The sequence below is a fragment of the Rhodobacter maritimus genome (assembly GCF_058747975.1).
On sequence record NZ_CM179095.1, the window covers coordinates 1,364,047 to 1,378,447 of the forward strand.

At 68.1% G+C, this 14,401-nt stretch carries 13 protein-coding genes; 7 read left to right on the plus strand and 6 right to left on the minus strand.

From position 1 onward, the window contains the following. The first annotated feature begins 7 nt into the window (after positions 1-7). The 7 genes from AC4PTO_RS06865 (at position 8) to AC4PTO_RS06895 (ending at position 8,863) form a co-directional block, all read left to right on the plus strand. A complete protein-coding gene (locus tag AC4PTO_RS06865; protein ID WP_492732987.1) occupies positions 8-433 on the plus strand; it encodes a universal stress protein in 426 nt (141 codons plus the stop codon). A 2-nt stretch (positions 434-435) separates the two neighbouring features. Then, positions 436-1,764: an aspartate aminotransferase family protein gene (locus AC4PTO_RS06870; protein ID WP_492732988.1), complete on the plus strand. Its 1,329-nt coding sequence runs from the start codon at positions 436-438 to the stop codon at positions 1,762-1,764. Continuing rightward, the gene (locus tag AC4PTO_RS06875; protein ID WP_492732989.1) at positions 1,761-2,546 is read left to right on the plus strand and encodes a beta-keto acid cleavage family enzyme; all 786 of its coding nucleotides are present in this window, start codon (positions 1,761-1,763) and stop codon (positions 2,544-2,546) included. The genes AC4PTO_RS06870 and AC4PTO_RS06875 overlap by 4 nt, the downstream gene beginning before the upstream one ends. A gap of 48 nt (positions 2,547-2,594) precedes the next feature. Continuing rightward, positions 2,595-4,205, plus strand: a complete 1,611-nt coding sequence (locus AC4PTO_RS06880) for an FMN-binding glutamate synthase family protein (RefSeq protein ID WP_492732990.1) — start codon at positions 2,595-2,597, stop codon at positions 4,203-4,205. A gap of 87 nt (positions 4,206-4,292) precedes the next feature. After that, positions 4,293-6,176, plus strand: coding sequence for a heavy metal translocating P-type ATPase (locus AC4PTO_RS06885; RefSeq protein ID WP_492732991.1), 1,884 nt, complete (start codon positions 4,293-4,295; stop codon positions 6,174-6,176). Positions 6,177-6,251: 75 nt separating this feature from the next. Further along, a complete protein-coding gene (gene ctaA, locus AC4PTO_RS06890) occupies positions 6,252-7,394 on the plus strand; it encodes a heme A synthase (protein ID WP_492732992.1) in 1,143 nt (380 codons plus the stop codon). Then, on the plus strand, positions 7,391-8,863 hold the full coding sequence (locus tag AC4PTO_RS06895) for a carboxypeptidase M32 (RefSeq protein WP_492732993.1): 1,473 nt from the start codon (positions 7,391-7,393) through the stop codon (positions 8,861-8,863). The genes ctaA and AC4PTO_RS06895 overlap by 4 nt, the downstream gene beginning before the upstream one ends. On the opposite strand, the gene AC4PTO_RS06900 is transcribed toward AC4PTO_RS06895, so the two are convergent. Genes AC4PTO_RS06900 through AC4PTO_RS06925 form a run of 6 tightly spaced genes read right to left on the minus strand, consistent with a single transcriptional unit; the run spans position 8,851 to position 14,396 of the window. After that, entirely contained in the window at positions 8,851-10,278 is a 1,428-nt protein-coding gene (locus tag AC4PTO_RS06900; RefSeq protein ID WP_492732994.1) for a cytochrome P450, read from the minus strand. The genes AC4PTO_RS06895 and AC4PTO_RS06900 overlap by 13 nt on opposite strands. Beyond that, positions 10,275-11,513 (minus strand): hypothetical protein, encoded by a 1,239-nt coding sequence (locus AC4PTO_RS06905; protein WP_492732995.1) that lies wholly within the window; start codon positions 11,511-11,513, stop codon positions 10,275-10,277. The genes AC4PTO_RS06900 and AC4PTO_RS06905 overlap by 4 nt, the downstream gene beginning before the upstream one ends. A gap of 52 nt (positions 11,514-11,565) precedes the next feature. Beyond that, positions 11,566-12,258, minus strand: a complete 693-nt coding sequence (locus AC4PTO_RS06910; RefSeq protein ID WP_492732996.1) for a M48 family metallopeptidase — start codon at positions 12,256-12,258, stop codon at positions 11,566-11,568. A gap of 31 nt (positions 12,259-12,289) precedes the next feature. Further along, positions 12,290-12,880: a DedA family protein gene (locus tag AC4PTO_RS06915; RefSeq protein ID WP_492732997.1), complete on the minus strand. Its 591-nt coding sequence runs from the start codon at positions 12,878-12,880 to the stop codon at positions 12,290-12,292. Beyond that, positions 12,877-13,218 (minus strand): hypothetical protein, encoded by a 342-nt coding sequence (locus AC4PTO_RS06920; RefSeq protein WP_492732998.1) that lies wholly within the window; start codon positions 13,216-13,218, stop codon positions 12,877-12,879. The genes AC4PTO_RS06915 and AC4PTO_RS06920 overlap by 4 nt, the downstream gene beginning before the upstream one ends. After that, a complete protein-coding gene (locus tag AC4PTO_RS06925) occupies positions 13,215-14,396 on the minus strand; it encodes a vWA domain-containing protein (RefSeq protein WP_492732999.1) in 1,182 nt (393 codons plus the stop codon). The genes AC4PTO_RS06920 and AC4PTO_RS06925 overlap by 4 nt, the downstream gene beginning before the upstream one ends. Positions 14,397-14,401: the final 5 nt, after the last annotated feature.

Consider the following 14,401-nt stretch of genomic DNA (forward strand, 5'->3'; position numbering starts at 1 on the left):
TCCCGTCATGGCGAAGACTGTCCTTCTGACGATCGACCTGAGCAACCCCGAGGGAAACAAGGCCCCGCTGGACGCCGCGCTGGAGCTTCTGCGTGACGGGGGCGTGCTGCATGTCGTATCGGTGATGCCCGATTTCGGCTTTGCGCAGGTCAGCGGCTATTTCCGCAAGGGGTTCGAGAAAGAGGCGCTTGCCTCTTTCGGCGCCACCCTCAAGGAGTGGGTGAACGCGAACGTGTCCGACGGTGTCGAGGCCCGTCCTCACGTTCTGCACGGCACGATCTATGACGAGATCCTGCGCGCCGCCGACAAGCTTTCGGTGGACGTGATCGTGATCGGCTCGCACCGGCCCGAACTGAAAGACTACCTGCTTGGCCCGAACGCCGCGCGCGTCGTGCGCCATGCCCGCCAATCGGTTTATGTTGTCAGGACCTGAAAATGCCTAGCCATATCTTCGGCCGCTCCACCAGGGGTGCGCTTCCCGTCGCCGTCGCGGGCGACGGCTGCTATCTGATCGACGCCTCCGGCAAGCGCTACCTTGACGGTTCGGGCGGGGCGGCGGTGTCGTGCCTTGGCCATTCCAACGCAGCCGTGCGCGCGGCGCTTCATGCGCAGCTCGATCAGGTGGCCTTTGCGCATACCGGCTTTTTCACCTCGGAACCCGCCGAGCGGCTGGCCGATACGCTGGTGACGCACGCGCCCGAGGGGATCGAGCGGGTCTATCTCGTCTCGGGCGGGTCCGAGGCGGTCGAGGCCGCGCTGAAGCTTGCGCGGCAGTATTTCCTCGAGATCGGCCAGCCGCAGCGCCACCGCGTGATCGCGCGGCGCCAAAGCTATCATGGCAACACGCTTGGCGCGCTTGCCACGGGCGGTAACGAATGGCGGCGCGCGCAATTCGCGCCGATGCTGGTGGAAACCAGCCATATTGCGCCCTGCTACGAATACCGCGAGCGTGCCGAGAGCGAGAGCCCCGAGGCCTATGGGTTGCGCGCCGCGAACGAGCTTGAGGCCGAGATCGAGCGGCTTGGCCCCGAAACCGTGATGGCCTTCGTGGCCGAGCCTGTGGTGGGCGCCACTGCCGGCGCCGTGCCCGCCGTGCCCGGCTATCTGAAGCGCATCCGCGAGATCTGCGACCGCCACGGCGTCCTTCTGATCCTGGACGAGGTGATGTGCGGCATGGGGCGCACCGGGCGCCTGTTCGCCTGCGAAGAGGACGGCGTGGCCCCCGACATGATCACCATCGCCAAGGGGCTGGGTGCGGGCTATCAGCCCATCGGCGCGCTGTTGTGCCATGGCCGGATCTACGATGCCATCGCCAAGGGATCCGGTTTTTTCCAGCACGGCCACACCTATATGGGGCATGCGATGGCGGCGGGGGCCGCGAATGCGGTGCTGGAGCAGATCCTTGACGGGGGGCTTCTTGCGCGGGTGCGCGCGCAGGGCGACAAGCTGGATGCCGCACTTCATGCTGCGCTTGGCCAGCATCCGCATGTGGGCGACATTCGCGGCCGGGGCCTGTTCCGCGGCGTCGAGCTGGTCGAGAACCGCGACACGAAGGCCCCGTTCGATCCGGCGCGCAAGCTCAATGCCCGCATCAAGGCCGAGGCCTTCGCGGCCGGCCTCATCTGCTATCCGATGGGCGGCACGATCGACGGGCAGCGGGGCGACCATGTGCTGCTTGCGCCGCCCTTCATCATCGAGGACGCCCAGATCGACGAGTTGGTCGGCAAGCTGTCGGGCGCGATCGACAGGGCGCTTGCGGCATGACCGCGCTGCCGCGCATCATGGTGGCCCCGAACGGTGCGCGGCTGACGCGCGCCGATCATCCGGCGCTGCCGGTCAGCGTTCCGCAGATCGTCGATTGCGCGCTGGAGTGCCAGACAGCGGGGGCGGACGGGCTGCATGCCCATGTGCGCGATGCCGACCAGCACCATGTGCTGGATGCGGGCCTCTACCGTGAGCTGCTGGACGAGCTGGCGCGCCGCGCGCCGGGGCTTTACGTCCAGATCACGACCGAGGCGGTCGGCCGCTACAGCGCCGCCGAACAGCGCGCGCTGGTCAGGGCCGTGCGCCCGCGCGCGGTCTCGGTGGCGCTGCGCGAGATTACCACCGAACCCGACGCGCGGCTGACGCGCGACTTCTTCGCCTTCTGCCAGGAGGCGGGGATCGCGGTGCAGCACATCCTTTACGATCCGGCCGATGTGCAACGGCTTGGGGCGCTGGTGGCCGATGGCACGATCGCGCGCGAAGGGCTCGCGGTGCTTCTGGTGCTGGGGCGCTATGCGCAGGGGCAGGTTTCTGCGCCCGCCGATCTGGAGGCGCCGCTGGCCGCGCTGCGCGGGCTTGGCCTGCCGGTCGACTGGGCCGTCTGCGCCTTCGGCCCGCAAGAGACCGACTGCCTGATCCGCGCCGCCGCGCTTGGCGGCAAGATGCGCATCGGGTTCGAGAACAACCGCATCAATTCCGATGGCCGCATCGCGCCCTCCAACGCCGCGCGGGTGCAAGAGCTGGTGGCGCGCCTTGCCACCGCCGAGGAACGCATTTCCTGAGCCGGGGCGCCTTGCGGTGCCAATGGTCAAACTTGGGGTAAGTATCGAATGTTCAATGATCTTTTCCGCTACTCGGCCCTCGCTCTTGCGGCGGCGCTTGCGCTTTTGTCCGCGATCCTGCTGCTCTGGTCGCACTGGATGGTGCTGCCGCTGGCGCTGTTCGGCTTTCTGACCGCGCTTGGCATCAACGACCTGCGCCAGAAGCGCCATGCCATTTTGCGCAACTATCCCGTGATGGGGCACATGCGCTTTCTGTTCGAAGGCATCCGCCCCGAGATCCGGCAATACCTGATTGAAAGCGACCAGGACGAAGAGCCGTTTTCGCGCGACGAACGCTCGCTCGTCTATCAGCGCGCCAAGAATGTCGAGGACAAGCGCCCCTTCGGCACCCGGATGCGCGTCTATGACAGCGGCTATCAGTGGCTGACCCATTCGATCCATCCCAAGAAGATCGAGAATACCGATTTCCGCGTCACCATCGGCGGGCCCGAATGCACGCAACCCTATGAGGCCTCGATCTACAACATCTCGGCCATGAGTTTCGGCGCGCTTTCGGCCAATGCGATCATGGCGCTGAACCGGGGCGCCAAACTGGGCGGATTCGCCCATGATACCGGCGAGGGCGGGATCAGCCGCTATCACCGCGAAGGCGGAGACCTGATCTACGAGGTCGGCTCGGGCTATTTCGGGTGCCGCACGCCGGACGGGGCGTTCGATCCCGAGAAATTCGCCGCCGTCGCAGCGGATCCGCAGGTTAAGATGATCGAGCTGAAGCTGAGCCAGGGCGCGAAGCCGGGGCAGGGCGGGATGCTGCCCGCCTCGAAGATCTCGCCCGAGATCGCCGAGGCGCGGGGCGTGCCGATGGGGCAGGACTGCATCTCTCCGGCCTCGCACAGCGCGTTTTCCACACCGCTGGAGATGATGGAGTTCATCGGCCGCCTGCGCGAGCTGAGCAAGGGAAAACCCGTAGGCTTCAAGCTGTGCATCGGGCATCGGCGCGAATTCATGTGCATCCTGCGCGCGATGCTGGCCACCGGCATCACCCCCGATTTCATCGTGATCGACGGCAAGGAGGGCGGCACCGGCGCCGCGCCGCTGGAATTCGCCAACCATATGGGGATGCCGTTGGTCGAGGGGCTGACCTTCGCCCATAACGCGCTGCGCGGGGTGGGGTTGCGCGACCGCGTCAAGATCGGCGCCTCGGGCAAGCTGGTGACCTCGTTCGACATCGCCCGCGCGCTTGCGCTTGGTGCGGACTGGGCCAATTCCGCGCGCGGCTTCATGTTCGCCATCGGCTGCATCCAGGCGCAGGCTTGCCACACCAACCGCTGCCCGGTGGGCGTGGCCACGCAGGACAAGCTGCGCCAGCGGGCACTGGTGGTGCCCAACAAATCGGTGCGGGTGGCGAATTTCCACCGCAACACGCTCAAGGCGCTTGGCGCGATGACGGGGGCGGCGGGGCTCGATCATCCGGGCAAGTTCCTGCCCCACCACCTGCTGATGCGCGAGACCGACCGCGACATGGTGGTGGGCGACGAGGTCTATCCCTACATGCCCGTGGGCTTCCTGCTGCGCGAGGATGACGACAGGTTCGGCTATCTCAAACGCTGGCGCCGGTCGCGCGCCGAAAGCTTCGAGCCGTTCGACGACGGCGTCTGAGAAGGCGCAAGCAGTGCATTGCGCAGGCGCGGCTTCGCGGGCAGTCTGGCCCCCGGGCGTATCGGGGCGCCGGGGGCTATGGGGCGGATGCCGGACAAGCACGATGTGATGAAATGGGGGTTTCTGGGGGTGGCCGCCGGTGGGCTTGCGGCGGGTCTTCTGCTGCTTGCGGCGGGATTTCCCGGCGCGGCCCGGATCGTGTGGAGCGCGGGCACGCTGCCCGTTCTGGCCGGGCTTGTGCTCGAGATCGTCCAGAGCCTGCGGCGCGGCGATGTCGGGCTTGATGTCGTGGCCGCCCTGTCGATGAGCGCCGCGCTGATCTTCGACGAAACGCTGGCGGCAGCCGTTGTCGCGCTGATGTATTCCGGCGGAAGTTTCCTTGAAAGCTATGCCGAAGGGCGCGCCCGGCACGAGATGCGCGCCCTTCTGGAGCGGGTGCCGCGCAGCGCGATGCGCCACCGCGACGGCACGCTGGAAGAGGTGGCGCTGGACGATGTCGCGCCGGGCGACCGCTTGCTTGTGCGCCGCGGCGATGTGGTGGCGGTGGACGGCACGGTCGCGGGGCAGGGGCAGGCGGTGCTCGATCTGTCGGCGCTGACCGGAGAGGCCCTGCCGCAGCGTTTCGCCTCCGGCGAGGCGGTGATCAGCGGCGCCACGAATCTGGGAGAGGCCTTCGATCTTGTCGCCACGCATCGCGCGGCCGAAAGCACCTATGCCGGGATCGTGCGGCTGGTCGAGGCGGCGCAGAGGTCGAAGGCGCCGATGGCGCGCATGGCGGATCGCTACTCGGTTCTCTTTCTGCTGGTGACGGTGGCGATCGCGGGGGCGGCTTGGCTGCTGACGGGCGATCCGATCCGCGCGGTGGCGGTTCTGGTGGTGGCGACGCCCTGTCCGCTGATCCTTGCGGTGCCGGTCGCGCTTGTGGCGGGGGTGTCGCGTGCGGCGCGGGCCGGGGTTCTGGTGAAGGGGGCCCGCGCGCTTGAGATGATGGCTCGCGTGCGCACGATGATCCTCGACAAGACCGGCACCCTGACCGAGGGGCGGCCGCGCATCGCCACGATCCTGCCCGAAGAGGGATTCGCGCAGGGCGATGTGCTGCGGCTGGCAGCGGCGCTGGATCAGGGGTCCAAGCATCCGATCGCGCAGTCCATCGTGGCCGAGGCGCGGACGCGCGGCCTGACGCTTCCGGTGCCCTCAGACCTGCGCGAGGCGCCGGGCGAGGGCGTGACCGGCCGGATCGACGGGCAGGAGGTTGTCGTGGGCGGGCTTGATTTCGTGGCCCGCACGCTGGGGCACACGCCGCCGCCGGCCGCGGGGATCACGGCCGATCAGCTTGGCGTGGGGCTGGGTGTCGGCGGCCGTTGGGCGGGGCGGCTGATACTGGCCGACGGGCTGCGCACGGGCACCGCCGGGTTCCTGCAATCGGTGCGCGATCAGGGGGTGGAGCGCATCGTGCTGGCGACCGGCGACCGGCGCGCCGTGGCCGAGGCGGTGACGCGCGATCTGGGCCTTGATGCGCTGCACGCGGACCTGACGCCCGACCAGAAGGTCCTGACGGTGCTGAGCGCGCGCAAGGATGGCCCGGTGATGATGGTGGGCGACGGGGTGAACGATGCCCCCGCGCTTGCCGCCGCCGATCTGGGTGTGGCGATGGGCGCGCGCGGTGCGGCGGCCTCGGCTGAGGCGGCGGATGTGGTGCTGCTGGTCGATCACCTCGACCGGATCCTGCCGGGCATGGTCGTGGCGCGGCGCAGCGTGGCGATCGCGCGCCAAAGCGTGGTGGCGGGGCTTGGCCTGTCGGTGCTGGGCATGGTCGCGGCGGCGTTCGGCTATCTGAGCCCTGTGCAGGGCGCGATGCTGCAAGAGGTCATCGACGTCGCCGTCATTCTCAATGCCCTGCGGGTCTTGCGCGTGCGTCCGATGCCGGGCGAGGCGCAATCCGCCCCGCCGCCCGAAATCGCGTGGGGCTGAGGGCGGTTTCGCGGCCCGACCCCTTGCCGCGCCGCGCCCCGCATCCTAGTCTCCGCCCCGACAAGGAGACGGTGGATGAGCCAGAAACGCAGCATCTTCGAAGAGGTCGCAGAAACCGCCAGGCCGGAGGCGCGCGGCGGCATGATCGACGCCCGCCCGCGCGGCGCGCGCAGGGCGATCCGGACCTGGCTTTTCGTGCTGTTCGCGCTGGTCGTGGCGATGATCGCCGTAGGCGGGGCGACGCGGCTGACCGACTCGGGGCTGTCGATCACCGAATGGAAACCCGTCACCGGCGCGCTGCCGCCCGCGTCCGAGGCCGCCTGGCAGGCGGAGTTCGACAAATACCGCCAGATCCCGCAATACGAGTTGATGAACAAGGGCATGACCCTGGCCGAGTTCAAGCAGATCTACTGGTGGGAATGGGGGCACCGGCAGCTTGGCCGGGTTATCGGGTTGGTCTGGGCGGTAGGTTTCGTCGCCTTCTGGGCCACAAGACGCATTCCCGCGGGCTGGGTGCCGCGGCTTCTGGGCCTGGGCGTGCTGGGCGGCGTGCAGGGCGCGATCGGCTGGTGGATGGTGTCCTCGGGCCTTGAGGGGCAGATGATCGCCGTGGCCTCCTACCGGCTGGCGGTGCATCTGGGGCTCGCCTTCGTCATTCTGGGCCTGATCGCGTGGTATGCGCTGCAACTGTCGCGCAGCGAGGCCGAGCTGTTGCAGGCCCGCAGGCTGGCCGAGCCGCGCCTGTTCGCGCTCTCGACCGGGGTGATGCATTTCGCTTTCCTCCAGATCCTTCTGGGCGCGTTGGTGGCCGGGATCGACGCCGGGCGAGGCTATATCGACTGGCCCCTGATGGGGGGCGAATTCTTCCCCTCCGAGGCCTTCGCCTATAGCCCGCTCTGGACCAATTTCTTTGAAAACCCGGCGCTTGTGCAGTTCGTCCACCGCATGGCGGGCTATCTGCTGCTGGCCTTCGGCATCGTGGCATGGCTGCGCGGGCGGCGCTCGGCCCATGGGCGCACGCAGGTGGCGTTCGGCTGGATGGGGGCGATGCTTCTGGGGCAGGTCGTGCTGGGGATCGTTACCGTGATGCATGCCGCGCCGCTGGCGCTTGGCCTTCTGCATCAGCTTGGCGCCGTGGTGCTGTGGGTGCTGATCATCCGCGCGCGGCATCTGGCCCGTTATCCGATCGCGCAATCCATCCGGGGGACGAAGACATGAACGCCTTTGCCGAGCTTATGGCCCATCAGCGCGAGACCGAGGCGCTGAGTTTCGTTGCCGAGCGTCTGGGCTGGGATCAGGAAACCGTCATGCCGCGGGGCGCGACCGCGCAGCGCGCCGAAGAGATCGGGGCGCTGGAAAGCGTGCTGCATGCGCGCCGCACCGATCCGCGCATCGAGGACTGGCTGGCGCGTGCCGAGGCCGAGGATGCGACGGGGGCCCGTGCGCTTGACCTGATCGGGCGGTCCTACAACCGCCATGCGCGCATTCCCGCGCGGCTGGCAAGCGAGCTGGCGCGGCTGACTTCGCTGTCGCAATCGGTCTGGGCCGAGGCGCGCGCGGCCGACAAGCCCGCCGATTTCCTGCCCACGCTGGCGGAGGTGGTCCGGCTGAAGCGCGAAGAGGCGGCGGCCCTTGCCGATGGCGGCGATCTTTACGACGCGCTTCTGGACGATTACGAGCCCGGCGCCACCGGCAAGACGCTTGGCGCCATGTTCGACCGGATGCGCCCGCGTCTTGTCGCGCTGTGCGAGGCGGTTCTGGGCTCGGGGCGCAGCCCTGCGGCGCTGAACCATGTCTTTCCGGAAAACGCGCAGCTGCGCCTGGCCCGGATCTGTGCCACGGCCTTCGGCTATGACTGGACGCGTGGGCGGCTGGACATCGCGGTGCATCCGTTCTCTTCGGGGTCGGGCAACGATGCGCGCATCACCACCCGGATCAGCGAGACCGATCCCTTCAACTGTCTCTATTCGACGATTCACGAGGTCGGCCATGCCTGCTACGAGCTGGGCATCGACCCCGATTATCACTTCACGCCGCTGGGGCGCGGGGTGTCGATGGGGGTGCATGAAAGCCAGAGCCGAATCTACGAGAACCAGCTTGGCCGTTCGGCCCCGTTCACGGGCTGGCTGTTCCAGCGCATGCGCGAGGCCTTCGGCGATTTCGGCGTGGCCGATGCGGCGGCCTTCCATGCCGTCGTGAACCGCGTGGCGCCGGGCTATATCCGCACCGAATCCGACGAGCTGCATTACAACTTGCACATCATGATGCGTTTCGATCTGGAGCGCGAGCTGATCGCCGGGCGGCTTGAGGTGGCCGATCTGGAAGAGGCCTGGAACGCGCGTTTCGCCGCCGATTTCGGGGTTGCGGTCGATCGTCCCTCGAACGGGTTCTTGCAGGATGTGCACTGGGCGGTGGGGTTGTTCGGGTATTTTCCGACCTACACGCTTGGCAATGTCTATGCCGGTTGCCTGGATCGGGCGATGCGCGCGGCGGTGCCGCAGGTCGATGTGGCGCTTGCGCGGGGCGATGCCGCGCCCGCGACGGACTGGCTGCGCGAGAACCTTCAGCGCCATGGCGGCCTGCGCCCGCCGGCCGCGACGATCGAAGCCGCCTGCGGGTTTGCCCCCGATGAGGGGCCGCTTCTGGACTATCTGGAGGCGAAGTTCGGCGCGATCTACGGGTTGTGAGCGGGGAAGCCTCCGGCGGGGATATTTTGCTCTGAAGAAGCGGGGGGGGCGGTGCGGCGCTCCAGCCGCAGCCAGATGCCGTCGCGCCCGCGCACGGTGAGATGTGCCACGGGCATCGCGGGGCGGGTGGCCACCGGGAGGATGCGGAAGTCGCGCAGGATCATCGCCAGGAAGAGTGGCCCCTCGGCCATGGCGAAGCCCGCGCCGGGGCAGACCCGTGCGCCGGTCGAGAAGGGCAGGTAGGCGCGGCGCAGGCAGGACTTGCCGTTTTCGGTGTCGAAGCGGGCGGGGTCGAAGCTGTCGGGGTTGTCCCAGAGCCGTTCGTGGCGGTGCAGGTGCCAGGGCGAGATGACGACCTGCGCGCCGGATGGCACGGGGCGGCCGCGGAAGGTTTCGGGGCAGCGGGCCTCGCGCACGAACATCGGGACGGGGGGGTAGAGGCGCATCGCCTCGCGGAAAATGGCGCGGCAGGTCTTCAGCCGCCCGATCGTGGACATGGTGGGGGCGGCGGTCCCGGGCAGGGCCCCGGCGGCCTCGGCGGCGGCGCGGTCCTGCCAGTCGGGGAAGAGGGCAAGCAGGTAGAGCGCCCAGGCAAGTGCCGAAGCCGAGGTTTCGTGCCCGGCCAGAAAGAAGATCGCGACCTGGTCGACCATTTCGTCGGTTTCGAAGCAGCGGCCGGTCTGTGGGTCCGGCGTGGTCATGATCTTGGTGGCCAGATCGTCGGGCGCGGCGCCGGCGCGGATCATCTCGGCCCGCGCGGCGGTGAGTTGCGCGATCAGGTCGCGGATCCGCGTGGCGGTGCGCCGGGTGGCGCGGGAATGCAGGCGCGGGAACCAGCGCGGCAGCGGCATCAGCGCGCCGAGGTTGAAGATGGGCTGGGCGCGCTGATGGGCGCGGAATTCGTGGAACACCGCGCTTGCGGTTTCGTCCTGGATCGGAATCGAGAAGAGCGTGCGGAAGATCACGTCCGCGGCGGCATGGGCGGTTTCCTCTTCGATGTCGATCGGGTCGGGGCCGGCGCGCGCGGCGAGGCGCGCGACGCAATCGCACCCGGCCTGCCACATCGCGGGCAGCGCCTGGTTCAGGCGGCCGCCCTCGAAGGCGGGGTCGATGATGCGCCGTTGCCGCGCCCATGTCTGGCCATTCGTCACGAAGACCGAGTTGCCCAGAAGCGGGCGCAGCCCTTCGCCCACGCGCTGCGATTTCGGGAAATCGGCGGGGCGGGCCTTGAGCACCGTCTCGATCAGATCGGGGTCGTTGCACATGTAGGAGCGGAAGAAGGGCGTGCGGAATTCCGCCATCCAGGCGCGGTAGAGGCGGGCGGGCTGCGCAGAGAGAATATCCTTGCGGAACAGCTGCATATAGCGCCAGAGCGGCACGCGGTCGGGGCGGGCGGGGGGTTTGGGCGGGATCATGGGCATTGGCTGTGCGGGTTTGCGGCGCGCGTGATGCGCGATCTTGAGGGCGGGCGCCCGGCGAAGCGGCGGGCAAGGCTGAGCGGGCCCGCCGTGATGCGGAAATAATCGTAATCGGCCGGGCGGTCGAAGGCGCACATGTATTGGAAATGCAGCCGGAAGAAGCGCCAGCGAAGGGCGGCCCACCGTTCGGGCGACAGCGTTCGGGTGAAGGCAGCCGAGATCACCAGCGGCCAGCGTTTGCCTTCGGGCGCGACGCCGCTGACCGAGACGGGATCGCACAGCGCGAAGGCGCAGCCGTCGCCCGGTGCCGTGACATCGACCCAGGTCAGCTCGTCCCGCGTGCTGAGATCGCGCAGATCGGCGCGCAGGCGCGTGGCGCGGGGCAGGAAGCTGACCATGGGCACGACCTGCCCGAGGCTGAGAAAGCCGAGCGCCGGACCGTCGGGGGGAACCCGCCCCGCGCGGATCAGGCCGGCCAGGACCGACACGGCCAGATGCGCGCCCGAGGAATGGCCGATCACCAGAACCTCGTCGCAGCGGCCCGGTTGCAGGGCCTCGGCGATCCGGTCGGCAAAGGCGTCAAGCCGGGTGTCGAGCGCGGCGGGGCTGGCGCCCCATTCGCGGGCCGTGAAGGCGTAGTCATGCATCAGGTAATAGGCATAGAACCAGCGGTCACGCGCGCGAAACCAGCGCAGCACAAGAAGAATGATGCCCCCCGCCAGAAGCGCGGCCAGCAGTGCCGAAACCCCGCCATCGGGCAGGAACCGGCGCAAGAGCGCCGCCCCGCCAAGCCCCGCGCCCAAGGCCACGCCCGCCTGCAAAAGCAGGACCACCACGGGATAGAGCGCCGCGATCGTCGGCCCCTTGCGCAGCCCGATCAGCCCGCGCAGCGCCCCCGAGGCCAGATAGACCCGGCAGGTATGCAGCAACTGGGCATAGGTCGCGGGGATCGACTGGCTCATGCTGTCGCGCACGATGTCGGACCAGACCAGCACCTCGATATCGGTCTCGGTGTCGTGCCCGTCCTGCGTCGAGTGGACATGCCAGCCATAGGGGCCCGCGCCGCGCCGGGGCGTGAGGTCAAGCGCATATCCCGAAATCCGCGCCTGCGCGGCCCCTTCGGTGCGGTAAAGCTCGCGGTAGCGGCGGGGATGGAACGGATCGTAGCCGGGGATGTAGAACACCCGCCGGCGCCTTACACAACTGTCCTGATCGGGCTGAATTCCGTTCATCGCGGCGCTACGCTAGCGGCAAAGGATGGCCAATGTAAGGGCCCTGCGCGGATCAGCCGCTGCGAATGCCCCAACGTGCCTCGTTCGCCTCGATGGCGGCGATGCGCTCGGGCGATTTGGGGTGGGTCAGCAGCCAGGCGGGGATGCCCTCACCGGGGCTCGAGGTCAGGCGGTCCAGCTTGTCAAACAGCGATTTCTGCGGCCCGGTGCCGATCCCGGCCTTGACCAGCAGTGCCGAGGCATATTCGTCGGCCTCGAACTCGTCGCGCCGCGATAGGCGCGCGGCAAGGGCGGTGGCTAGGATATTGGCGATCCAGATGCCGATGAAGGGCAGGATCCGGCCCAGAAGCGTAATCAGCAGGATGCGCAGCGCGTTCTGGCCGGTAAAGTCGATCATCCGGCGGCGCGAATGGCCAAGGGCCACATGGCCCAGCTCATGCGCAATGACGGCGCCGATCTCGTCGGCGCTGACAAGGCCGCTTTCGTATTTGCGCAGGAAGCCGCGGGTCAGGAAGACGCGCCCGTCGGGGGCCGCGAGCCCGTTCACGGGGTCGACCTCGTAGACATGGACCGGAATGCCCGGCAATCCAAGCGCAAGCGCGAGGCGCGCGATCACCGGCTTCAGGCCGGGGTCGCTTAGCGGGCGGGATTGCGCGTCAAGCTGCTTGCCCAGTTGCCATGCTGAGAATTTCCACAGCGCGAAGCCGTAGAGGATGAGCAGGATGAAGGGCAGAAACTTGAGCATGTCCGGAATGTGGGGCGTGGGTCGGGCCGGGTCAATGGCCGCGATGCGCACTGCGCCATAACCATGTGCCCAAACCGGCCGCCACCGCACCTGCCGCCAGCAGGCCCAGCATGCTTCCTGCCAGGTCGGCGGCGGCCTGAAGGTTGGCCCCGAAGACGAAACCAACCGTGACGTAAAGCCCAACCCAAACCGCCTCTCCCGCGATGCCGGCCAGGGTGAAGCTGCGATGCGCAAAGCCCGAGGCCCCGGCAGCGATGTTGACCCATGGTCCAAGCGGCGAGAACAGCCACCGCGAGAAGAACACCGCGACCCCGCCGCTGCGGCGCAGTTTCGCGGCGGCAGTTGCGACCAGATCCGCCCGGTGCCCCCGGCGGGCCATGCGGTCCAACCTGCCCGAGGCCCGCCTGCCAAGGGCAAAGCCAATCTGATCGCCCAATACCGCGCCGCCGAACGACGAGAGCGTTGCCTGCGCAAGCGTCAGGTCGTCGGAGGCGACGAAAGCGCCGGCCGCGATCATCATCAGCGACGAGGGCACGGGCATGGCAAGGCAGCTCAGGAAGGTGACCGTCGCCAGAAGCCAGGGTCCGAAGGCCGCAAGGTAGATTGGAACAAGATCCGTCATCGCCCGGCCTGAAGGGCGCGCAGCTCTTGTGACAGCGTGTCGATGAACTGATCGGTCGGGATGCCGCGTTCGCGGGCAATGCGTGCCAGCGTCGGGCGACCGTCCACCCGTATCTCACCCACCAGCGCGGTTACTTCGTGACGATCGAGGTGCCAGCTGCGCGCGATGTAGCCCGGCGTCATCCATGGTTCGGGCTGTTGCATCAGATGTGCGGGGTCGGACCAGTAGATCGCCGAGATCACGATCCGCACGGCAAAGAACCCCACCACAATCAGCGAGATCGCAAAGCCGATGACCGCCAGTTTCTGCTGCCGCCAGAGCCGGGCAAGCCGTCTCATCCCAGCACCTTCATCGCCCGCGTGATCCCGTCCAGCGTAAGCGGGAACATCCGGTCCTCGAAGGCATTGCGGATGATCTGGGTCGACTGGGTGTAGGGCCAGGCACGCTCGGCCACGGGATTGAGCCAGGCATTGTCGGGCCATTGCTCGCGCGCGCGTGCCAGCCACAGCGCGCCCGGCTCGGCGTTCCAGTGTTCGTTCGCGCCGCCTGCATGGGTGATCTCATAGGGGCTCATGGCGGCGTCGCCCACGAAGATGCATTTGTAATCGGGGCCGTAGCGGTTCAGCACCTCCCATGTGGGGGTGGTGGCGTCCCACCTGCGGCGGTTGTCGCGCCAGACGGCCTCGTAAAGGCAGTTGTGGAAATAGTAATGTTCAAGATGCTTGAACTCGGATTTCGCGGCCGAGAACAGCTCTTCCACCAGCCGCACATGCGCGTCCATCGAGCCGCCGACATCGAGAAACAGCACCACCTTGACGGCATTGTGCCGCTCGGGCCGGGTCTTCACGTCGATGAAGCCCGCTTCGGCACTGGCGCGGATGGTGGCGGGCAGGTCCAGCTCTTCCTCGGCGCCGTGGCGCGCCCATTGCCGCAGCCGTTTCAGCGCCACCTTGATGTTGCGGGTGCCAAGTTCGACCGTGTCGTCGAAATCGCGGAACTCGCGCTTGTCCCAGACCTTGACGGCGCGCTGGTGGCGGCTTTCGCTCTGCCCGATGCGCACGCCCTCGGGGTTGTAGCCATAGGCGCCGAAGGGCGAGGTGCCGGCCGTGCCGATCCACTTGTTGCCGCCCTGGTGGCGGCCTTTCTGTTCCTCAAGGCGCTGCCGGAGCGTTTCCATCAGCTTGTCGAAGCCGCCTAGCGCCTCGATCGCGGCCTTTTCCGCGTCGCTCAGGTGCTTTTCGGCCAGCTTGCGCAGCCAGTCCTCGGGCAGGTCGAGCGCCTCGAGGACCGTCTCGGGCGGGATCGCCTCGAGGCCCGCGAAACTGGCCGAGAAGGCGCGGTCGAACCGGTCGAGGTGGCGTTCGTCCTTCACCATCGCGGCGCGGGCGAAATAGTAGAACCCGTCGATGTCATAGGTGCACAGGCCCGCCGCCAGCCCTTCGAGAAAGCTCAGGTATTCGCGCAACGAGACCGGAACCCCGCCGCGCCGCAGATTGTCGAAGAAGGGCAGGAACATGGCCG

Excerpts from the sequence above, each read along its gene's own strand:
- ctaA (WP_492732992.1), top strand. The coding sequence starts at position 6,252 with ATGAGCCAGAAACGCAGCATCTTCGAAGAGGTCGCAGAAACCGCCAGG.
- AC4PTO_RS06910 (WP_492732996.1), bottom strand. The coding sequence starts at position 12,258 with ATGCTCAAGTTTCTGCCCTTCATCCTGCTCATCCTCTACGGCTTCGCG.
- AC4PTO_RS06885 (WP_492732991.1), top strand. The coding sequence starts at position 4,293 with ATGCCGGACAAGCACGATGTGATGAAATGGGGGTTTCTGGGGGTGGCC.
- AC4PTO_RS06880 (WP_492732990.1), top strand. The coding sequence starts at position 2,595 with ATGTTCAATGATCTTTTCCGCTACTCGGCCCTCGCTCTTGCGGCGGCG.
- AC4PTO_RS06920 (WP_492732998.1), bottom strand. The coding sequence starts at position 13,218 with ATGAGACGGCTTGCCCGGCTCTGGCGGCAGCAGAAACTGGCGGTCATC.
- AC4PTO_RS06870 (WP_492732988.1), top strand. The coding sequence starts at position 436 with ATGCCTAGCCATATCTTCGGCCGCTCCACCAGGGGTGCGCTTCCCGTC.
- AC4PTO_RS06875 (WP_492732989.1), top strand. The coding sequence starts at position 1,761 with ATGACCGCGCTGCCGCGCATCATGGTGGCCCCGAACGGTGCGCGGCTG.
- AC4PTO_RS06900 (WP_492732994.1), bottom strand. The coding sequence starts at position 10,278 with ATGATCCCGCCCAAACCCCCCGCCCGCCCCGACCGCGTGCCGCTCTGG.
- AC4PTO_RS06925 (WP_492732999.1), bottom strand. The coding sequence starts at position 14,396 with ATGTTCCTGCCCTTCTTCGACAATCTGCGGCGCGGCGGGGTTCCGGTC.
- AC4PTO_RS06905 (WP_492732995.1), bottom strand. The coding sequence starts at position 11,513 with ATGAACGGAATTCAGCCCGATCAGGACAGTTGTGTAAGGCGCCGGCGG.
- AC4PTO_RS06895 (WP_492732993.1), top strand. The coding sequence starts at position 7,391 with ATGAACGCCTTTGCCGAGCTTATGGCCCATCAGCGCGAGACCGAGGCG.
- AC4PTO_RS06865 (WP_492732987.1), top strand. The coding sequence starts at position 8 with ATGGCGAAGACTGTCCTTCTGACGATCGACCTGAGCAACCCCGAGGGA.
- AC4PTO_RS06915 (WP_492732997.1), bottom strand. The coding sequence starts at position 12,880 with ATGACGGATCTTGTTCCAATCTACCTTGCGGCCTTCGGACCCTGGCTT.